Here is a 15061-nt window from a genome sequence, read left to right on the forward strand (position 1 = left end):
TGGCACCTCCGTTGCGCATAGCCGTTATTGACGATCATGAGTCGGTCCGGATGGGCCTCCGCGCCGTGTGCGAGTCGGCCGGTCATACTGTCGTGCACAGCGCCTCGAGCGTCGGGGAGTTCCTCGAGCAGTCAAACGGCGTCCCGTGCGACGTCGTCGTGCTCGACCTGAACCTCGGTGACGGCAGCAACATCACCGACAACGTTCGCGCGGTGCACGGCTCCGGATCCGCGGTGCTCATCCACTCGATCGCGGACCGTGTCGCATCGGTTCGTGAGGCGCTCGCCGCTGGGGCGGCAGGCGTCATCCCGAAATCCGCGCCGACGGATGCCGTTGTCGCGGCTATCGAAACCGTCGCGAGCGGTGAGGCACTCAACAACCTGGAGTGGGCCAGCGCCATTGACGCCGACGGTGACTTCTCGCGGGCGCAGCTCGGTCGTCGCGAACGGGACGTGCTGCACCTGTACGCGTCCGGTTTGCCCATGAAGGACGTCGCGGTTCAGCTCGGGATTGCGCAGTCTACGGTGAAGGAATACCTCGACCGGATCCGCGGCAAGTACGTGGAGATCGGTCGACCGGCCCCGACGAAGGTCGACCTCCTGCGCAGGGCCGTCGAAGACGGGATCCTGCCCGAACTCAACACCGGCGATGACAACTGAGCCAGCGAGCAGGCCTGGACCGCTCTTCTCGCCGGTCCCGCGCGGTGCCGTGCTCGACGGCCTCGACCGCAGCACGCTCAACCGGACGATCACCGATTCGCGGTTCAGCCTCGTCCGGATTGAAAAGCTCATTGCAACGTCGATCAGCGTTATCGGGCTGGTCTTTGGCGCGCAGACGCTGAGCATCGCGCTCGGCGCCGGCGTGGTGGTGCCCGGTATCCTCGGCGGCGTGTACATCGGTGTGCTTTTCGGCACACTCGGCATCGTCATTCTGCTGTGGTTCAGCCCGAGGCTCCAGCGCGTCGCCAACACGGCGTTCGCCCTGCTCTACCTGGCCGCGCTGGCGTACTGGCCCGTTGCCACCGACGGGGCCAGCGCGTCGAGCCCCGCTGAGCCATGGACGTGGTACCTCTGCGCCATCGCGTGCGGTGCGGCCGCCCAGGCCTTTCGGCCGGTTCTCGCGGTTGCGTACATCGTGGTGACTCCAGCGGTGTACGGCATCACCGGTGTGATCGACAGCTCGGGGCAGATGATCCGCGGCGAGATCGCGCTGCAGAACGCCCTGTACGGTTCGATGATCGGACTCGTCATCTTCGCCCTCATCATGACCTTCCGCCATGCAGCGCGGCGCGTCGACGAGGCACGCGCCGCAGCATTCGCACGCTACGACGACGCGGTGCGGCAGCACGCCACGGAGCTCGAGCGCATCCAGGTCGACGCGCTTGTGCACGATACGGTCCTGGCGTCGCTCCAGGCCGCAGACCGGGCGCGGCGCCCCGAGGAGGCGTCCCTCGCTGTGTCGATGGCCAGTGATGCGATCAAGCGGCTCGCGACCCTCGACGACCCACTCTCAGACGTTGCGGAGACAGCCTCGCTGCGCAGCCTGGTCAGTGGCCTCGAGGCATACGCTGGTGCCCTGGACACGAATTTTGAGGTCATTCTCGACCCGGCCACCGACCTCGCCATTCCGTATCCCGTTGCCCAGAACCTGTACCTCGCTGCAACCCAGGCGATGGCCAACAGTGCCCAGCACGCCGCTGGCGGGGTTCCGGACGCTGAGGTTGAGGTGCACAGGCGCATCCTCGTCACCGTGTGCGACGCGGACGGTGTCGCTATCGATATCTCCGATGACGGGGTCGGCTTTGACCGGCTCGCCATCGAGCCGAACCGGCTCGGCCTGCGCGTCTCGATCATCGAACGTGTGGTAGCCGTCGGTGGCTCTGTCGAACTCGACTCCACCCCGGGCAAGGGGACGACCATCAGCATCCGCTGGACGCCGGTCGCAGCCCGCGCGGCGGAAGGCGTGCGCGCATGATTCGGCTGAACCGCTGGGTGATGCTCGCGCTCGCGGCGGCCTTCTCGCTCTACCACGTCGTGCGAGGCCTGATGACCCTGGGCCAGGCAGAGTCACCCTGGCCGAGCATCGCAGCCATGGTTCTCTATCTCGTGGCGACCGTCCTGAGCCTGTGGCCGACGAGCCCGACGGCCATGCCAGGCTGGCTGGCCGCGCTGGACCTCGCCACCGCGGTGAGCGTGCCGCTGCTCGTGACGAGCGAGCTCAACCCGCAGGTCAACAACGGCTATGCGACCTGGCACGTCGCCGCCATCGGAACGCTCATGACGATCGCGGTTGTGCGGCGGCAGGAACTCATTGGCTGGATCGGCGTGCTCTTCCTCACCGTCCAGTCCGTGCTGTGGTGCGGTATCGGTACGAGCGTCGAGATCGGCGTCACCGGGAGCATCATGTGGGTGATCGTCGCGAGCGTGCTCACCAGGTCACTCGTGAAGGTGTCACGTGACGCCGAGAACCTGGCGGTCGCAGAGCGCGAGTCGGCCAAGTGGCAGGCGGCGCAGGATGCACACCAGGGCGAACGGCGACGGCGGCTCGAGCAGACCGCTGTACGCGCGCTTCCGATGCTGCGGGAGATCATCCTCTCCGGCGGTGAGCTGAGCGAGGAGCAGCGGATGGAGAGCCGGGTGCTCGAAGCGGGGCTCAGGGACGAGATCCGCGGCCGCAGGCTGTTGAACTCACGGGTTCGCGAGAGTGTGCTGGCGGCACGCCGCCGGGGGATGACGGTCTCTGTGCTCGACGAGGGCACGATCGACGACCTCCCCGAGGCTGAACTCGACGCGATCCTCAATCGAGTGGCGGATGCGATCGACGCGACCGACGCGACACGGATGATCATCCGCACGGCTCCCGCTGACACCGGCGTTGCTGTAACCCTCGTCGCGCTCGGGCCGTCGACAGACCCCGCTGAGCCGGGCGATTCAGTCAGGCTCTTCCTCGAGATTCCTCGATCGGTGCCCGCCGACGCAGACTGACGGCATCCGGCAGCGCAGCGGTAACAGAACACGCAGCGTTAACAGAAGAAGGGCCGACTCTTCCGAGCCGGCCCTTCTGAAGCCCCGGGTCAGGGCGCTAACCCGAATAGCGACCTGACCCGCCCCCAAATACCCGCCAATACCCTAGTTCGGCGACCTATCTGGTGGTGTAACTCTCAAGAATGGAGAGACACCTGCGTTATTCATTCTGCAATGCTTCGGATGCCTCCACCAGTCGGCTCTTTGGGGGACACGCCGGGCGAGCGGCAGGCTACCTGACGTGCCTGCCCGGACGGAACGAGCGCTCGTCCTGCATCGAACGCTGCGAGAGCTGCCAGTCAGACTGCGTCGCGGCCTGTTCTGGTGCCTTCGCGAGTTCTTCCACAACAGCAGCGCTCAGCACCGCGGTCACCGCCGCGATCTCGCTCGGCGTCGGTGACCCGCGCTCGACGCGCACGCTGAGTCCGATTTCCGTGCCGACATCGGTCGAGAACGCGCTGGAATCGCGTGCCGCCCGATCACGGCGACCCGCGCGGGTGCTCTCGCCGGTCACAGCGGGATGTTCCCGTGCTTCTTGGGCGGCAGGCTTGCCCGCTTGCCCTTGAGCGAGCGCAGGGCCTTGATGACGGCGACTCGCGTTGCCGCCGGCTCGATGACCCCGTCGAGTTCGCCGCGTTCGGCAGCGAGGAAGGGGCTCGCAACGTTGTAGGTGTACTCGTTCGCGAGCCTGGTGCGCACGGCAGCGACGTCTTCACCCGCAGCTTCGGCCCGCTTGATCTCACCGCGGTAGAGGATATTGACGGCGCCCTGGCCGCCCATCACGGCGATCTCCGCTGTCGGCCAGGCGAGGTTGATGTCGGCACCGAGCTGCTTCGAACCCATGACGATGTACGCGCCGCCGTACGCCTTGCGCAGAATGACGGTGACGAGCGGAACGGTCGCCTCGGCATATGCGTAGAGCAGTTTCGCGCCGCGGCGGATGACGCCGGTCCACTCCTGGTCGGTTCCCGGCAGGTAGCCAGGAACGTCGACGAGGGTGAGGATCGGGATGCTGAATGCGTCGCAGAAGCGGACGAACCGTGCCGCCTTCTCGCCGGCCTCGATGTTGAGGGTGCCGGCCATCGCATTGGGCTGGTTGGCGATGATGCCGACGGTGCGCCCCTCGACCCGTGCAAATCCGATGACGATGTTCGGTGCGAACAACGGCTGGACCTCGAGGAAATCGCCGGAGTCGACGACATGCTCGATGACGGTCTTCACGTCATACGGCTGGTTGGGGGAATCGGGGATGACGGTATTCAGCTTGCGGTCGGCATCCGTAGTCTCGAGCTCGACCTCGCTCTCGTACTCGGGAAGTTCCGCGAGGTTGTTGTCCGGCAGGAAGCCGACGAGGGTTCTGGCGTAGTCGAGGGCATCTGACTCGTCGCTCGCGAGGTAGTGGGCGACGCCCGACCGCGTGTTGTGCGTGAGCGCACCGCCGAGGTCTTCCATGCCGACATCTTCGCCGGTCACCGTCTTGATGACATCGGGTCCCGTAACGAACATCTGGCTTGTCTTGTCGACCATGATCACGAAGTCGGTGAGCGCGGGGGAGTAGACGGCGCCACCGGCGGCAGGCCCCATGATGATCGAAATCTGCGGGATGACACCGGATGCCGCTGTGTTGCGCCGGAAGATCTCACCGTACTTGCCGAGGGCGACGACGCCCTCCTGGATCCGGGCTCCGCCGGAGTCGAGCATGCCGATGATCGGTACGCCGGTCTTGATCGCGTGGTCCATGATCTTGATGATCTTCTCGCCGGCGACCTCGCCGAGCGAGCCGCCGAAGATTGTGAAGTCCTGCGAGTAGACCGCCACCTGGCGCCCGTGGATGGTGCCTGTCCCCGTGACGACGGCGTCACCGTACGGCCGGGACTTCTCCATCCCGAAGGCGTGGGTGCGGTGACGGACGAACTCGTCGAGCTCGACGAAGCTGCCCTGGTCGAGGAGCTCGGTGATCCGCTCCCTGGCGGTCATCTTGCCCTTGGCGTGTTGCTTGGCGATCGCGGCCTCACCGGATGCCGTCACTGCTTCGTGGTAGCGGCGCTTGAGGTCGGCCAGCTTGCCGGCCGTTGTGTACATGTCTGGGGCGTCGGAATCGTCGAACTTTGCTGCGTCTTCGGTCACTCTTTCACTCTAGTGTGCAGGGATAGCGCCCTACCGTTGGTGATTATCTACAGAGCCGCCGCTGTCGTCTTGTTCGCGGACGCCGCGTACCCTGAAACGCATGACGAACACTTCGGCCCGGTTTCCGCTCGCATCTGCCGTCGCTTCACGACTCGACGTGCTCGAAACAAGTACATCGACGAACGACGAACTCGTCGCGAGAGCACGAGAGGGCGCCGCTGTCTGGCCGAGCTTCTCTGTCGTCGTGACGGACAACCAGACAGCGGGCCGCGGCCGCCTCGGGCGTCAGTGGACGGCGCCCGCCGGGGCATCGCTCGCCATCTCCGTGCTCGTTCGGCCCGGCCCGACGTTCCCGCTTGACTCGGTCGGCTGGCTGCCGCTCGCCGCCGGACTCGCGATGGCCCGCGCCGTGAACAACGCTCTCGGATCGCTGGGGACGGCGACGATCAAGTGGCCGAATGACATCCTCGTCGATTCGAGCAAGATTTCGGGCGTGCTCTCCGAGCTCGTCGATGCCGAGACCGGGGCTGTCGTGATCGGTGCAGGGGTCAACCTGACGATCTCCGATGAGGACCTGCCGGTTCCAACAGCGACATCGCTTGCCGTCGAGGGAGTGCCTGACCCCGACCCCGACCGGATCCTGGCCGACTACCTCACCGAGCTCCGCTCGCTCGTCGAGAATTTCCTGGATTCCCGGGGGGATGCCGCGGCGAGCGGCCTGCAGAAAGCGGTGACGGAATCCTGCTCGACTCTCGGTGAGCGTGTGCGAGTGGAATTGCCCGGTGGAAACGTCCTTACCGGCATAGCGCGAGGCATCGACAGTTCGGGGCGCATCGTGGTTCAGGTGGACGGCTCACCAGATGTCACGCCGATCGCAGCGGGAGACGTCACGCACCTGCGCACACAAGCGCCCGGCTGACGGTGTGCCGCGAACGGGGCGGGGTGATACTTCCGGTCGCGGCGGTGCTGTCTTTCACCGCTCACGCGGAATGATAGGAATAGAACATGACCGATGAGACGCGCGCCCTGCCCGGCACTGACGCCGGACGCGCGAGCGTTCCCACCGAGCGCGTTGTCGCCCGGTTGCGGTCGAATGCCCGGGCGCTGTTCTGGTCAGCGCTCGTCTTCATCGCCCTTCCCGGCGGGACGGTCTTCCTGTTCGCGGCCTTTCCCGAAGCCTGGATCCGCACGCTCATCGTCATCCTCGCCGTTCTCGTCTTCGCTGTCCTGGTCCTGCTCCCTTACGTGTTCTGGCTCAACCGCCGCAGCACGATCACCACGCGCCGCATCATCGTGCGCCGGGGCTTCTTCATCCGTGAGCGCAGGGAGATTTTCCACAGCCGTGGTTATCACGTCGCGCTCAAGCGCAGCTGGTTGCAGAGCGCGTTCCGCTCGGGCGACATCGTCATCACCTCGGGGGTGGAGAAGCCGATCGTGCTCCGCGACGTCCCCGGCGCAGACGCAGTGCTCGAGGCGCTGCAGGACCTGGTCGAAAAGAACCAGGTCGTGCTCTCGCCTCACGCCGGTTCGGTGGGAACCGTCACAACGGCGTTCTGACCGACGGCATCCGTCGTTCGAGTGCGGGCGGATGTGCGCCGGCTCGGTGCGAACACCCAGTAACGATAGAGCGTGAACCGGAAGATTGCGCCGAGGGCGAGGCCAACGACGTTCGCCGCTATGTTGTCTGCGAGTACCGAGGTAAATCCCAGGACGTAGTGGGAGAACCACAGGCAGCCGAGGCCGATCGCCATACCGGCGAGGCTCACGGCGAAGAACTCGACGCCCTCGCGGACGGTCGAGTCCTGGCGGTGCGTTCGGAAGGTCCAGTAGCGGTTTCCGATCCAGTTGGCCGCGATCGCGAGAATCGTCGAGATGATCTTCGCCAGAAGCGGCCCTGTATGGACCACGTCAGGCGAGAGCACGGTCAGCCGCAAGGCGTTGAAGACGGTGAGGTCGACGAGAAGTCCGGTTGCACCGACCAGGCCAAATTGTGCCAGCTGCACGAACAGGCCGCGGAAACGACCGGGTGCGGCTGAACTCATGGGAACCTCGGGTTGGGTGGTGGCTCGTCGATGCGCGAAGATGGGTTCGCGTAGGCAGTTTATGCGACCGGTGAGAGGGAACCGCCAGGAGGTCCCGCCCGCTGAAGTTCCAATCCTGTTCCGATCCTGTTCCGTTCGTTGGAGATGACCCGTGGTCCGTGTTGGCGTAATTGGTGGCGGGCAGCTTGCCCGCATGATGGTCCCGCCAGCGGTGAACCTCGGTATCGACATCCGGGTGCTTGCCGAAACCGAGGGAATGGCAGCCCAGCTCGCGGCGACGCAGATCGGCGACTACCGGGACGCTGAGACTGTTCTGCGGTTTGCCGACGATGTCGATGTCGTTACTTTCGACCACGAACACGTCCCGCAGAAGATTCTGCGGCAGCTCATCGACAGAGGGGTGTCGGTGCATCCGGGGCCCGACGCGTTGCTCTACGCCCAGGACAAGCTGCTGATGCGTGAGAAGCTCACCGAGCTTGGGCTCCCGGTGCCGATCTGGGCGCGGGTGACGACGGAGGACGAGCTTCAACGCTTCCTCGACGAGAACGGCGGGCGGGCGGTACTCAAGACGCCGCGCGGCGGCTATGACGGCAAAGGTGTCCGTGTCGTGTCCGCCGCTCACGAGGCGACCGACTGGTTCGCTGCCGTCGCGGAAAGCGGATCGGATGACGGCTTGCTCGTCGAAGAGCTCGTCGAATTCCGACGCGAACTCGCTCAGCTCGCTGCCCGCAGGCCGTCCGGTGACATCGTCTTCTGGCCCGTCGTGGAATCGGTGCAGCGCGACGGTGTCTGCGCCGAAGTGATCGCCCCGGCCCCCGCGTCGGCCGGCCGCGTCGCTGACGTTGCCGCGCAGATCGCGGGCGACGTGGCATCCGGTCTCGGAGTCACCGGGGTCTTCGCCGTCGAACTGTTCGAGACGACGGATGACAGGCTGCTGGTCAACGAACTCGCCATGCGCCCGCACAACTCGGGGCACTGGACCCAGGACGGCTCGACGACGAGCCAGTTCGAGCAGCACCTCCGCGCTGTGCTCGATCTGCCGCTCGGGGCCACGGGCTGTCGCGACCCGCACACCGTGATGGTCAATATTCTCGGCGGTCCGAGTGTCGGGACACTGGCCGATCGTTATGCAGATGCCATGGAGATCCATCCAACGGTGAAATTCCACAACTACGGCAAGGAGCCGAGGCCCGGCCGCAAAGTCGGGCACGTCAACGCGGGAGGCGACGACCTTGATGACGTTGTCTACCAGGCGCGTGCCGCAGCGGCGTTTTTTCAGGACTGACAAATAGCATGGAACCCATGTCACTCTCCGCTTCAGAGCGCCCCCGTGTCGGACTTGTCATGGGCAGCGATTCGGATTGGTCCGTCATGGCCGATGCGTCCGCGGCGCTCAGCGACTTCGGTATCGATCACGAGGTCGAGGTGGTGAGTGCACACCGCACCCCCGAAAAGATGATCGCCTATGGACGGGATGCCCGCGCGCGCGGCCTTCAGGTGATCATCGCCGGTGCGGGTGGCGCGGCACACCTGCCTGGCATGCTCGCTTCAGTTACGCCGCTTCCCGTCATCGGTGTCCCAGTGCCGCTCGCGCGGCTCGACGGTATGGACTCGTTGCTGTCGATCGTGCAGATGCCAGCCGGCGTCCCGGTTGCCACGGTGTCCATCGGGGGAGCGAAGAACGCCGCGCTCCTCGCCGTTCGCATCCTCGGAACGTCCGACGAGACGCTCCTCGACCGGATGACCGAGTACCAGGAGGACCTGGCCGTCCAGGTCGAAGCGAAGAATCAGGCTCTTCACCAGAAACTATGAGCGTTTACACCGCGAGCCCGATCCGCTATCCCGATCTTGGCGCCCCAGCACTGATGACCCGGCGCGCCTGGTGGCTCGTCGTGCTCAACTTTCTCATTCCGGGCTCGCCGCAGGTGCTCGCCGGCAATCGCAAACTCGGCAGAATCGGTCTCGCGGCGACGCTGACTCTCTGGCTGATCGTGGCCGTCGCCATCGTCGCATACTCGCTCTGGCGCACCGCGACCCTGTCCATTGTGACGAACTCGTTTGCATTGACCGGTGCGCAGGCGCTGCTGGTTGGCTATGCCGCGCTGTGGTTCGTGCTCACCATCGACACACTGCGGCTGGTGCGACTTGTGCGCGCCCGCCCGAATTCACGCTTCTGGATTGCCGCGTTCACCGTGATCCTGCTGGTGGCATCCGTCGGAACAGCGACCGCCGGGGCGTACTACGCCGGTGTGGCGCGCGGCACGCTGAGTTCGATCTTCGGGGCCGGGGCCGCCTCGGTTCCGCCGGTTGACGGCCGCTACAACATCCTCCTGCTCGGGGGAGACGCGGGTCCCGACCGCGAAGGACTGCGGCCGGACAGCCTCTCCGTTGTGTCCATCGATGCCGACACCGGGCGCGTGACGATGATCGGCCTCCCGCGCGATATGCGGAGGGTGCCGTTCTCGGATGATTCACCGATGGCTGAGCTGTATCCCAACGGATACCGCAACTGCGATGTGAGCGTGTGCAAGCTGAACTCCGTGTACACCGAGGCTGAGTTGCGACACGACGACCTGTATCCGGATGCGACGTCGACCGGTTCCACCCCCGGCATCGAGGCGACGAAGGAAGCAGCAGAGGGTATCACCGGCCTCACGATCCAGTATTACGCTCTCATCGACATGCAGGGGTTCAGCGATCTCATCGACGCGCTCGGCGGGGTGGAGATCACGGTGAAGGAGAGGTTGCCCATCGGCGGGGACGAGAACCTCAAGGGAGTCGTTGAATGGATCGAGCCCGGAACGCAGCGGTTGGACGGTTATCACGCCCAGTGGTATGCGCGTTCGCGGCACTCGACAAGCGACTTCGACCGGATGGAGCGGCAGCGTGAGCTGCAGGCCGCCATTCTGCAGCAGTTCACGCCGACGAACGTGCTGACCAAGTTCCAGGCGATCGCCCAGGCAGGGACCCAGGTCGTGAAGACCGATGTTCCGCAGGACATGCTGGGCTACTTCACGAACCTCGCCATGAAGTCCAAGGAGCAGCCGATCACGTCGGTGGAACTGACGCCGGCGAACGGCGTCGACCAGGACGATCCGGACTTCGAAAAAATCCGGGCCCTGATCCGCGCCGACCTGTATCCGCCTGAGCCGACGGAGACGCCGGCGGGTTAGAGACAACCCCTCGACGCCGCACAGGTCCGGGAGTCGCATGTCGGCGGTGCACCCCTGCGACCGGTACGTTTGGTGCACGCGCGAGGGATGGCGCGGGCGAGTGCATGAGCGGCGCATCGTGATTCAACGCCCAGCCAAAGAGGTCTGGGCGACGTACAGGAGAGTGGGAGCAGGGATGAACGAGCCCAACGACGGCACCAGTGACGCGACTGCATCCACTAAGAAACGACGTCCAAGTGACGGGCGGTTCTTCCTGGTCGGAATCACAATTCTTGTGGTCGCCATGGTGGCTTGGGCGGGTTCAGCATTGGTATTTGGCACCCCGCCCGATTCGCAACGGGCTGCGTCGCCGAAGCCCGCCGTTTCCGCGACTGCCACAGCACCGACTACCCCCGTATCGACCGCCCCCGAACGAACATCATCGCCGGAGGGCGAGGCGAAGGCGCCTGCAGCGCCCGAAAGCTGTATGGAGGTATACCCGCAAACTTTCTTAGATCAGATGGCTGATGAGGAACTCAATCATGAGTCGATGGCAGACTCGGGGATCTCCAGATATCCAGTCATCGAAGAATTTCGAAAGCCTCTGCCCGGGTTCGAGTGTCATTGGGGCCTCGGAACTGAGGGCGGTATTGCGAACGCGGTGAACAGGGTCAACCGCGAAGCGCAGGATGAGGCAATAGCGCTCATTGAAGCGAACGATCATATCTGCGAGCCGCATCGCGAAGGAACGATTTGCCGACAGTCTGAGGTTCTACCGGACGAAGAGGGAACCAGTACCGTCTGGACGATCGCCGAGGAGCATTTCTTCAGAGATGGACTCTGGGTTTCGACATGGTGGGCGGGCACCGCATCGAGCATCGAATCTAATACAAGCGGCATCTACACAACCATCTGGCCCTAGACGGGCTCGACGCGTTGAGTCGCGCATCACAGGTCGGCGTGCAGGGCCCACACTCGCTCGGCGGAATCGCGCCAGCTGAAGGCGCGAGCCCGGTCCTGACCGACGATGCGGAGTCGTTCGGCGCGTTCTGAGTCAGTGAGGACCGATGCGACGGCGTCGGCGAGCCTCTCGCCATACCCCTTCTTGCCGCGTTCGACAGCAACCCCAGCGCCACCGGCGACTTCCAGAAGGGCGGGATCGTCGGAGTGCACCACAGGGGTCCCGAAAGAGAACGCTTCGACGAGGGGGAGGCCGAAGCCTTCCCGCAGGCTGGGGTAAACGAAAACGCTTGCCCGATCGAGAACCACTGCGAGGTCTTCGTCGGCGAGATGCCCGAGCGCGCGAACGTGGTCCTCGGGCAAGCCCGCCTCGTCGGCGACGACGGCGAGGGACAGTTCGCCCCAGGTGTCGGGGCCGAGGACAAGCAGGGGAAGATCGGGGGCGCCTGGGCTGCCAAGGCCGTTGATGAGGGCGGTGACGCCGCGCCGAGGGTCGAGCGAGCCGACGGTGAGGACGTACTCGGCCGGGAGGTCGAGGCGACTCGCTCGGGCATCGGCGTCTGCTGGCAGTTTCAGGTCCGAGGCCACAGCTCCGGAGATGACCCGCACTCGGTCGCCAAGATCGACGATCTCTGACAGTTGTTCAGCGACAGCGTGCGTCGGAACGACGATTGCGTCGGCGTGCTTGTTTGCGCGTTTCAGCATCCCCTTGTGCCAGGCGACGCTCGTCGGTGTCAGCGACTTGGGGTGGGTCCAGGCCAGCGTGTCGTGGACCGTGACGACGATCTGTGTGGCGTCGAACTCGCGATCGTGCCGGTGAAGGGGCGCGAGAAGGCTCGGGGAATGGATCATTCCGGATCCCAGGGACGGAACAATGCCCAGCTGCCAGGCTGCGGCGAGCTCGCGGCGCGGGAGCGTGGTCCGATGAAGAGCGGCCAGTCCGGGGAGCGCCTCTTCGATCGCGGCGATCTTCTCTGCGGGCAGGGCCGAGACGATTCCCTCGACAGCACAGCCTTTCGGTGCGGTCTGGATGAGCGCTCGGGCGAGCTCCTCCGTATAACGGGAGATTCCATTCGGGAGGGGCGTCACCATCTGGTCGACGATCACCCGGAGTGTCGTTGCCATGCCGCTACGCTATTCGCTCGCCGACGGACGTTTGACCGCGCCTGACGCCACAGCATCCGCGAGGGCCTCCCGCCAGTGGCGCATCGGTTCAAGCCCTGCCGAACGCCACGCGTCGTGTCCAAGAACTGAGTACGCCGGCCGCGGCGCGGGCCGGACGAACGCCGAGGAATCGGTGGGTTGCACCCGCTCAGGGTCAAGGCCAACCTCTTCGAAGATGGCTTTGGTGAAGTCGAACCAGGATGCCTCACCGGCGTTCGTGCCGTGGTAGATACCGGCGGGAGCATCAGAATCGACCAGAGTGACGATCTGTGTGGCCAGGTCAGCGGTCCAGGTTGGCTGGCCGAGCTGGTCCGTGACGACGCTCACGGTCGGATGGGTGCTAGCGAGCCGCACCATCGTCGCGGCAAAGTTTGGTCCGTGCTCTCCGTAGAGCCAGGCTGTCCGCACGATGTAGGAGCCGCCAGGGTTCTCGCTGAGCACCGCTTCCTCGCCGGCGGCTTTAGTGCGCCCGTATGCCGACAGCGGTTCGCGGACAGTGTCCTCACGGTACGGCGCTGTGGCGTCACCCTTGAAGACGTAATCCGTCGACACCTGGACGAGCTTCGCGCCGGCCTCACGAGCCGCGATCGCGAGGTTCTTCGCGCCGGTCGCGTTGACCGCGAAAGCGGCATCCTCGTGGGATTCGGCGTCGTCGACCTTCGTGTATGCCGCGGCGTTGATGATGACGTCGTGGCCTGATACAGCGGTGCGGACGGCGTCCAGGTCGGTGACATCGAGATCGGTTCGACCGAGAGCCGTAACGTCGCGGCCAGCGAGGGCCTTCTGCAGGTCGGTTCCGAGCATGCCGGATGCTCCGGTGATGAGATAGCGCAATGTACTTCCTTCGTGAGAGTCCCCATAATTCTATTTGCTCGCGATGTGCCGTTCCTGCGACGAATACTGGCAGTTGGTAGACTGCCCGGGTGCAGATCCGCGAACTGAAAATCCCAGACAGCTACGAAATCACCCCGAAGCAGTTCGGCGACGACAGGGGAGTGTTCCTCGAGTGGTACCGCTTCGACAAGCTGGAGGAGGCCACCGGCCGCTCAATTCAGTTGGCGCAGTCGAATACCTCGGTCTCCAAGCGTGGTTCGGTCCGCGGAATCCACTTCGCGGATGTGCCGCCAAGCCAGGCCAAGTACGTCACCGCCACCCATGGCGCTGTCCTTGACTACGTCATCGACATTCGAGTCGGCTCACCGACATTCGGTCAGTGGGACTCGGTTCTGCTTGATGACAAAGAGCGCAAGGCGATCTTCCTTTCCGAGGGGCTCGGTCACTGTTTCGTCGCGCTCACCGACGATGCGACCGTGAGCTACCTTGTCACCGATGTTTACCGCCCGGACCGCGAGCACGGGATCAACCCGCTCGACAGTGACATTGGATTGGTCTTCCCCGATGAGGCCGGTGCCCCGCTGCTCTCACCCAAGGACACGGACGCGCCTGGTTTGGCGGAGGCTGCTGCTTCCGGCTTGCTCCCCACCTGGGACTCGGCACGGGCGTACTACGACACCCTGCGCACGCAGCTGTAACTCTGCGCACGGCAATATGACTCTTCGGGTGCAGATATAGAAGAGAGAATGTGACGTCAATGGAGACTGATCTGGGCCCGAATCCTGTGGACGAGGGCAATGTCAGGCGCGGCGAATGGGTCTCGGCCGCGTCGTATTGGCAGCCGCCGCTCTTCACCGTGACGGCATGGCTGGAGCATGCGCCTTTCGCGTACTGGCTGATGGATGCCATTCGGCCTGGAACTGTCGTGGAGCTTGGCACTCATTACGGCTACTCATACTTCGTATTCTGCGAAGCGGTGCTGCGTTTGGGGCTGGACGCCCGTACATATGCGCTCGACTCATGGGAGGGCGATGATCATGCCGGTTTCTACGGCGAGGAAGTTTACGAGTTCGTTTCGACTACGAACGAGGCATCGTACGCTGACTTCTCAAAGCTCATTCGAGGATCTTTCGACGATTCCCTCGCGCTCGTCGAGGACGGGTCGGTCGATTTGCTCCATATAGATGGCAGGCACGGATATGAAGACGTCGCTCACGACTTCAACGCGTGGCTGCCGAAGCTCTCTGCTCGGGGTGTCGTCTTGTTTCACGACGTCGCTGAACGGCAGGACGGCTTTGGTGTATGGAAGCTCTGGGAAGAACTGCGGGGCCAGCACCCCGCATTCGCATTCGACCACGCGCACGGGCTTGGAGTGCTCGGTGTTGGACGAGAACAACCTCCTGCTCTCATTGGATTCTTTGACGCGGCGAAGACCGAGGGGGACAAGATCAAGCGGTGCTATGAAGGTCTCGGTGAGACGCTGGCTTTCCGTGCGCAACTTGAAGCGATGCCCGACGAAATTCGTCGGCTTCGAGCGCAGGTGGATGCCCTTGAGTTGGAGCGAGTCGCGGCCCAGGCAGCGGTGCTCGAGCTTCAGACCGAGATGGCGCGCCGCTCGGCGTCGATGGAAGCTCGAGTCCGAGCGATGGAGGCCAGTACGAGCTGGCGGCTAACAGCACCGGTGCGGGCGCTTGGCGCGTTGTGGCGCCAGTGACCATGAGCCGCTCAGCAAGGGCGAGCCTCTGCTGGCTGAAGGATA

At 64.6% G+C, this 15061-nt stretch carries 16 protein-coding genes; 11 read left to right on the top strand and 5 right to left on the bottom strand.

Annotated features, from left to right (window positions below; genetic code table 11):
• Positions 1-11 precede the first annotated feature (11 nt).
• Genes AC1X6S_RS09730 through AC1X6S_RS09740 form a run of 3 tightly spaced genes read left to right on the top strand, consistent with a single transcriptional unit; the run spans position 12 to position 2984 of the window.
• Complete coding sequence (locus AC1X6S_RS09730) at positions 12-659, top strand: response regulator transcription factor (protein WP_483405550.1); 648 nt, start codon at positions 12-14, stop codon at positions 657-659.
• Positions 649-1974 (top strand): sensor histidine kinase, encoded by a 1326-nt coding sequence (locus AC1X6S_RS09735; RefSeq protein ID WP_483405551.1) that lies wholly within the window; start codon positions 649-651, stop codon positions 1972-1974. Before AC1X6S_RS09730 ends, AC1X6S_RS09735 begins: the two co-directional genes overlap by 11 nt.
• On the top strand, positions 1971-2984 hold the full coding sequence (locus AC1X6S_RS09740) for an Ig-like domain-containing protein (protein ID WP_483405552.1): 1014 nt from the start codon (positions 1971-1973) through the stop codon (positions 2982-2984). The genes AC1X6S_RS09735 and AC1X6S_RS09740 overlap by 4 nt, the downstream gene beginning before the upstream one ends.
• A 271-nt stretch (positions 2985-3255) precedes the next feature.
• On the opposite strand, the gene AC1X6S_RS09745 is transcribed toward AC1X6S_RS09740, so the two are convergent.
• Both AC1X6S_RS09745 and AC1X6S_RS09750 read right to left on the bottom strand, forming a co-directional pair.
• Positions 3256-3537, bottom strand: a complete 282-nt coding sequence (locus tag AC1X6S_RS09745) for an acyl-CoA carboxylase subunit epsilon (RefSeq protein WP_483405553.1) — start codon at positions 3535-3537, stop codon at positions 3256-3258.
• The gene (locus AC1X6S_RS09750; protein ID WP_483405894.1) at positions 3534-5105 is read right to left on the bottom strand and encodes an acyl-CoA carboxylase subunit beta; all 1572 of its coding nucleotides are present in this window, start codon (positions 5103-5105) and stop codon (positions 3534-3536) included. The genes AC1X6S_RS09745 and AC1X6S_RS09750 overlap by 4 nt, the downstream gene beginning before the upstream one ends.
• 145 nt (positions 5106-5250) lie before the next feature.
• Here AC1X6S_RS09750 and AC1X6S_RS09755 point away from each other — a divergent pair, with 145 nt between their 5' ends.
• Together AC1X6S_RS09755 and AC1X6S_RS09760 are read left to right on the top strand one after the other, a co-directional pair.
• Positions 5251-6069 carry a biotin--[acetyl-CoA-carboxylase] ligase gene (locus AC1X6S_RS09755; protein ID WP_483405554.1) on the top strand — a complete coding sequence of 273 codons (819 nt, stop codon included), beginning with the start codon at positions 5251-5253 and terminating at the stop codon, positions 6067-6069.
• 86 nt (positions 6070-6155) lie between these two features.
• On the top strand, positions 6156-6707 hold the full coding sequence (locus AC1X6S_RS09760; protein ID WP_483405555.1) for a PH domain-containing protein: 552 nt from the start codon (positions 6156-6158) through the stop codon (positions 6705-6707).
• On the opposite strand, the gene AC1X6S_RS09765 is transcribed toward AC1X6S_RS09760, so the two are convergent.
• Entirely contained in the window at positions 6668-7192 is a 525-nt protein-coding gene (locus tag AC1X6S_RS09765) for a GtrA family protein (RefSeq protein WP_483405556.1), read from the bottom strand. The genes AC1X6S_RS09760 and AC1X6S_RS09765 overlap by 40 nt on opposite strands.
• A gap of 151 nt (positions 7193-7343) precedes the next feature.
• On the opposite strand from AC1X6S_RS09765, the gene AC1X6S_RS09770 reads away from it, so the two are divergent.
• The 4 genes from AC1X6S_RS09770 to AC1X6S_RS09785 all read left to right on the top strand — a co-directional run bounded on the left by AC1X6S_RS09770 (position 7344) and on the right by AC1X6S_RS09785 (position 11266).
• On the top strand, positions 7344-8477 hold the full coding sequence (locus tag AC1X6S_RS09770; RefSeq protein WP_483405557.1) for a 5-(carboxyamino)imidazole ribonucleotide synthase: 1134 nt from the start codon (positions 7344-7346) through the stop codon (positions 8475-8477).
• Between the two features lie 17 nt (positions 8478-8494).
• On the top strand, positions 8495-9004 hold the full coding sequence (gene purE, locus AC1X6S_RS09775; protein WP_483405558.1) for a 5-(carboxyamino)imidazole ribonucleotide mutase: 510 nt from the start codon (positions 8495-8497) through the stop codon (positions 9002-9004).
• Entirely contained in the window at positions 9001-10365 is a 1365-nt protein-coding gene (locus AC1X6S_RS09780) for an LCP family protein (RefSeq protein WP_483405559.1), read from the top strand. Before purE ends, AC1X6S_RS09780 begins: the two co-directional genes overlap by 4 nt.
• Before the next feature lie 175 nt (positions 10366-10540).
• A complete protein-coding gene (locus tag AC1X6S_RS09785) occupies positions 10541-11266 on the top strand; it encodes a hypothetical protein (protein WP_483405560.1) in 726 nt (241 codons plus the stop codon).
• 26 nt (positions 11267-11292) lie between these two features.
• Here the strand turns inward: AC1X6S_RS09785 and AC1X6S_RS09790 are convergent, their stop codons facing one another.
• Together AC1X6S_RS09790 and rfbD are read right to left on the bottom strand one after the other, a co-directional pair.
• Positions 11293-12429 carry a glycosyltransferase family 4 protein gene (locus AC1X6S_RS09790; RefSeq protein WP_483405561.1) on the bottom strand — a complete coding sequence of 379 codons (1137 nt, stop codon included), beginning with the start codon at positions 12427-12429 and terminating at the stop codon, positions 11293-11295.
• A 9-nt stretch (positions 12430-12438) separates the two neighbouring features.
• Positions 12439-13302 carry a dTDP-4-dehydrorhamnose reductase gene (gene rfbD, locus AC1X6S_RS09795; protein ID WP_483405562.1) on the bottom strand — a complete coding sequence of 288 codons (864 nt, stop codon included), beginning with the start codon at positions 13300-13302 and terminating at the stop codon, positions 12439-12441.
• 89 nt (positions 13303-13391) lie between these two features.
• On the opposite strand from rfbD, the gene AC1X6S_RS09800 reads away from it, so the two are divergent.
• Entirely contained in the window at positions 13392-14000 is a 609-nt protein-coding gene (locus AC1X6S_RS09800) for a dTDP-4-dehydrorhamnose 3,5-epimerase family protein (RefSeq protein WP_483405563.1), read from the top strand.
• A 59-nt stretch (positions 14001-14059) separates the two neighbouring features.
• Positions 14060-15016 carry a class I SAM-dependent methyltransferase gene (locus AC1X6S_RS09805; RefSeq protein WP_483405564.1) on the top strand — a complete coding sequence of 319 codons (957 nt, stop codon included), beginning with the start codon at positions 14060-14062 and terminating at the stop codon, positions 15014-15016.
• Positions 15017-15061: the final 45 nt, after the last annotated feature.

The sequence above is a fragment of the Mycetocola sp. Y442 genome (assembly GCF_056898615.1).

Excerpts from the sequence above, each read along its gene's own strand:
- AC1X6S_RS09735 (WP_483405551.1), top strand. The coding sequence starts at position 649 with ATGACAACTGAGCCAGCGAGCAGGCCTGGACCGCTCTTCTCGCCGGTC.
- AC1X6S_RS09740 (WP_483405552.1), top strand. The coding sequence starts at position 1,971 with ATGATTCGGCTGAACCGCTGGGTGATGCTCGCGCTCGCGGCGGCCTTC.
- AC1X6S_RS09750 (WP_483405894.1), bottom strand. The coding sequence starts at position 5,105 with ATGTACACAACGGCCGGCAAGCTGGCCGACCTCAAGCGCCGCTACCAC.
- AC1X6S_RS09755 (WP_483405554.1), top strand. The coding sequence starts at position 5,251 with ATGACGAACACTTCGGCCCGGTTTCCGCTCGCATCTGCCGTCGCTTCA.
- AC1X6S_RS09760 (WP_483405555.1), top strand. The coding sequence starts at position 6,156 with ATGACCGATGAGACGCGCGCCCTGCCCGGCACTGACGCCGGACGCGCG.
- AC1X6S_RS09765 (WP_483405556.1), bottom strand. The coding sequence starts at position 7,192 with ATGAGTTCAGCCGCACCCGGTCGTTTCCGCGGCCTGTTCGTGCAGCTG.
- purE (WP_483405558.1), top strand. The coding sequence starts at position 8,495 with ATGTCACTCTCCGCTTCAGAGCGCCCCCGTGTCGGACTTGTCATGGGC.
- AC1X6S_RS09780 (WP_483405559.1), top strand. The coding sequence starts at position 9,001 with ATGAGCGTTTACACCGCGAGCCCGATCCGCTATCCCGATCTTGGCGCC.
- AC1X6S_RS09785 (WP_483405560.1), top strand. The coding sequence starts at position 10,541 with ATGAACGAGCCCAACGACGGCACCAGTGACGCGACTGCATCCACTAAG.
- AC1X6S_RS09790 (WP_483405561.1), bottom strand. The coding sequence starts at position 12,429 with ATGGCAACGACACTCCGGGTGATCGTCGACCAGATGGTGACGCCCCTC.
- AC1X6S_RS09805 (WP_483405564.1), top strand. The coding sequence starts at position 14,060 with ATGGAGACTGATCTGGGCCCGAATCCTGTGGACGAGGGCAATGTCAGG.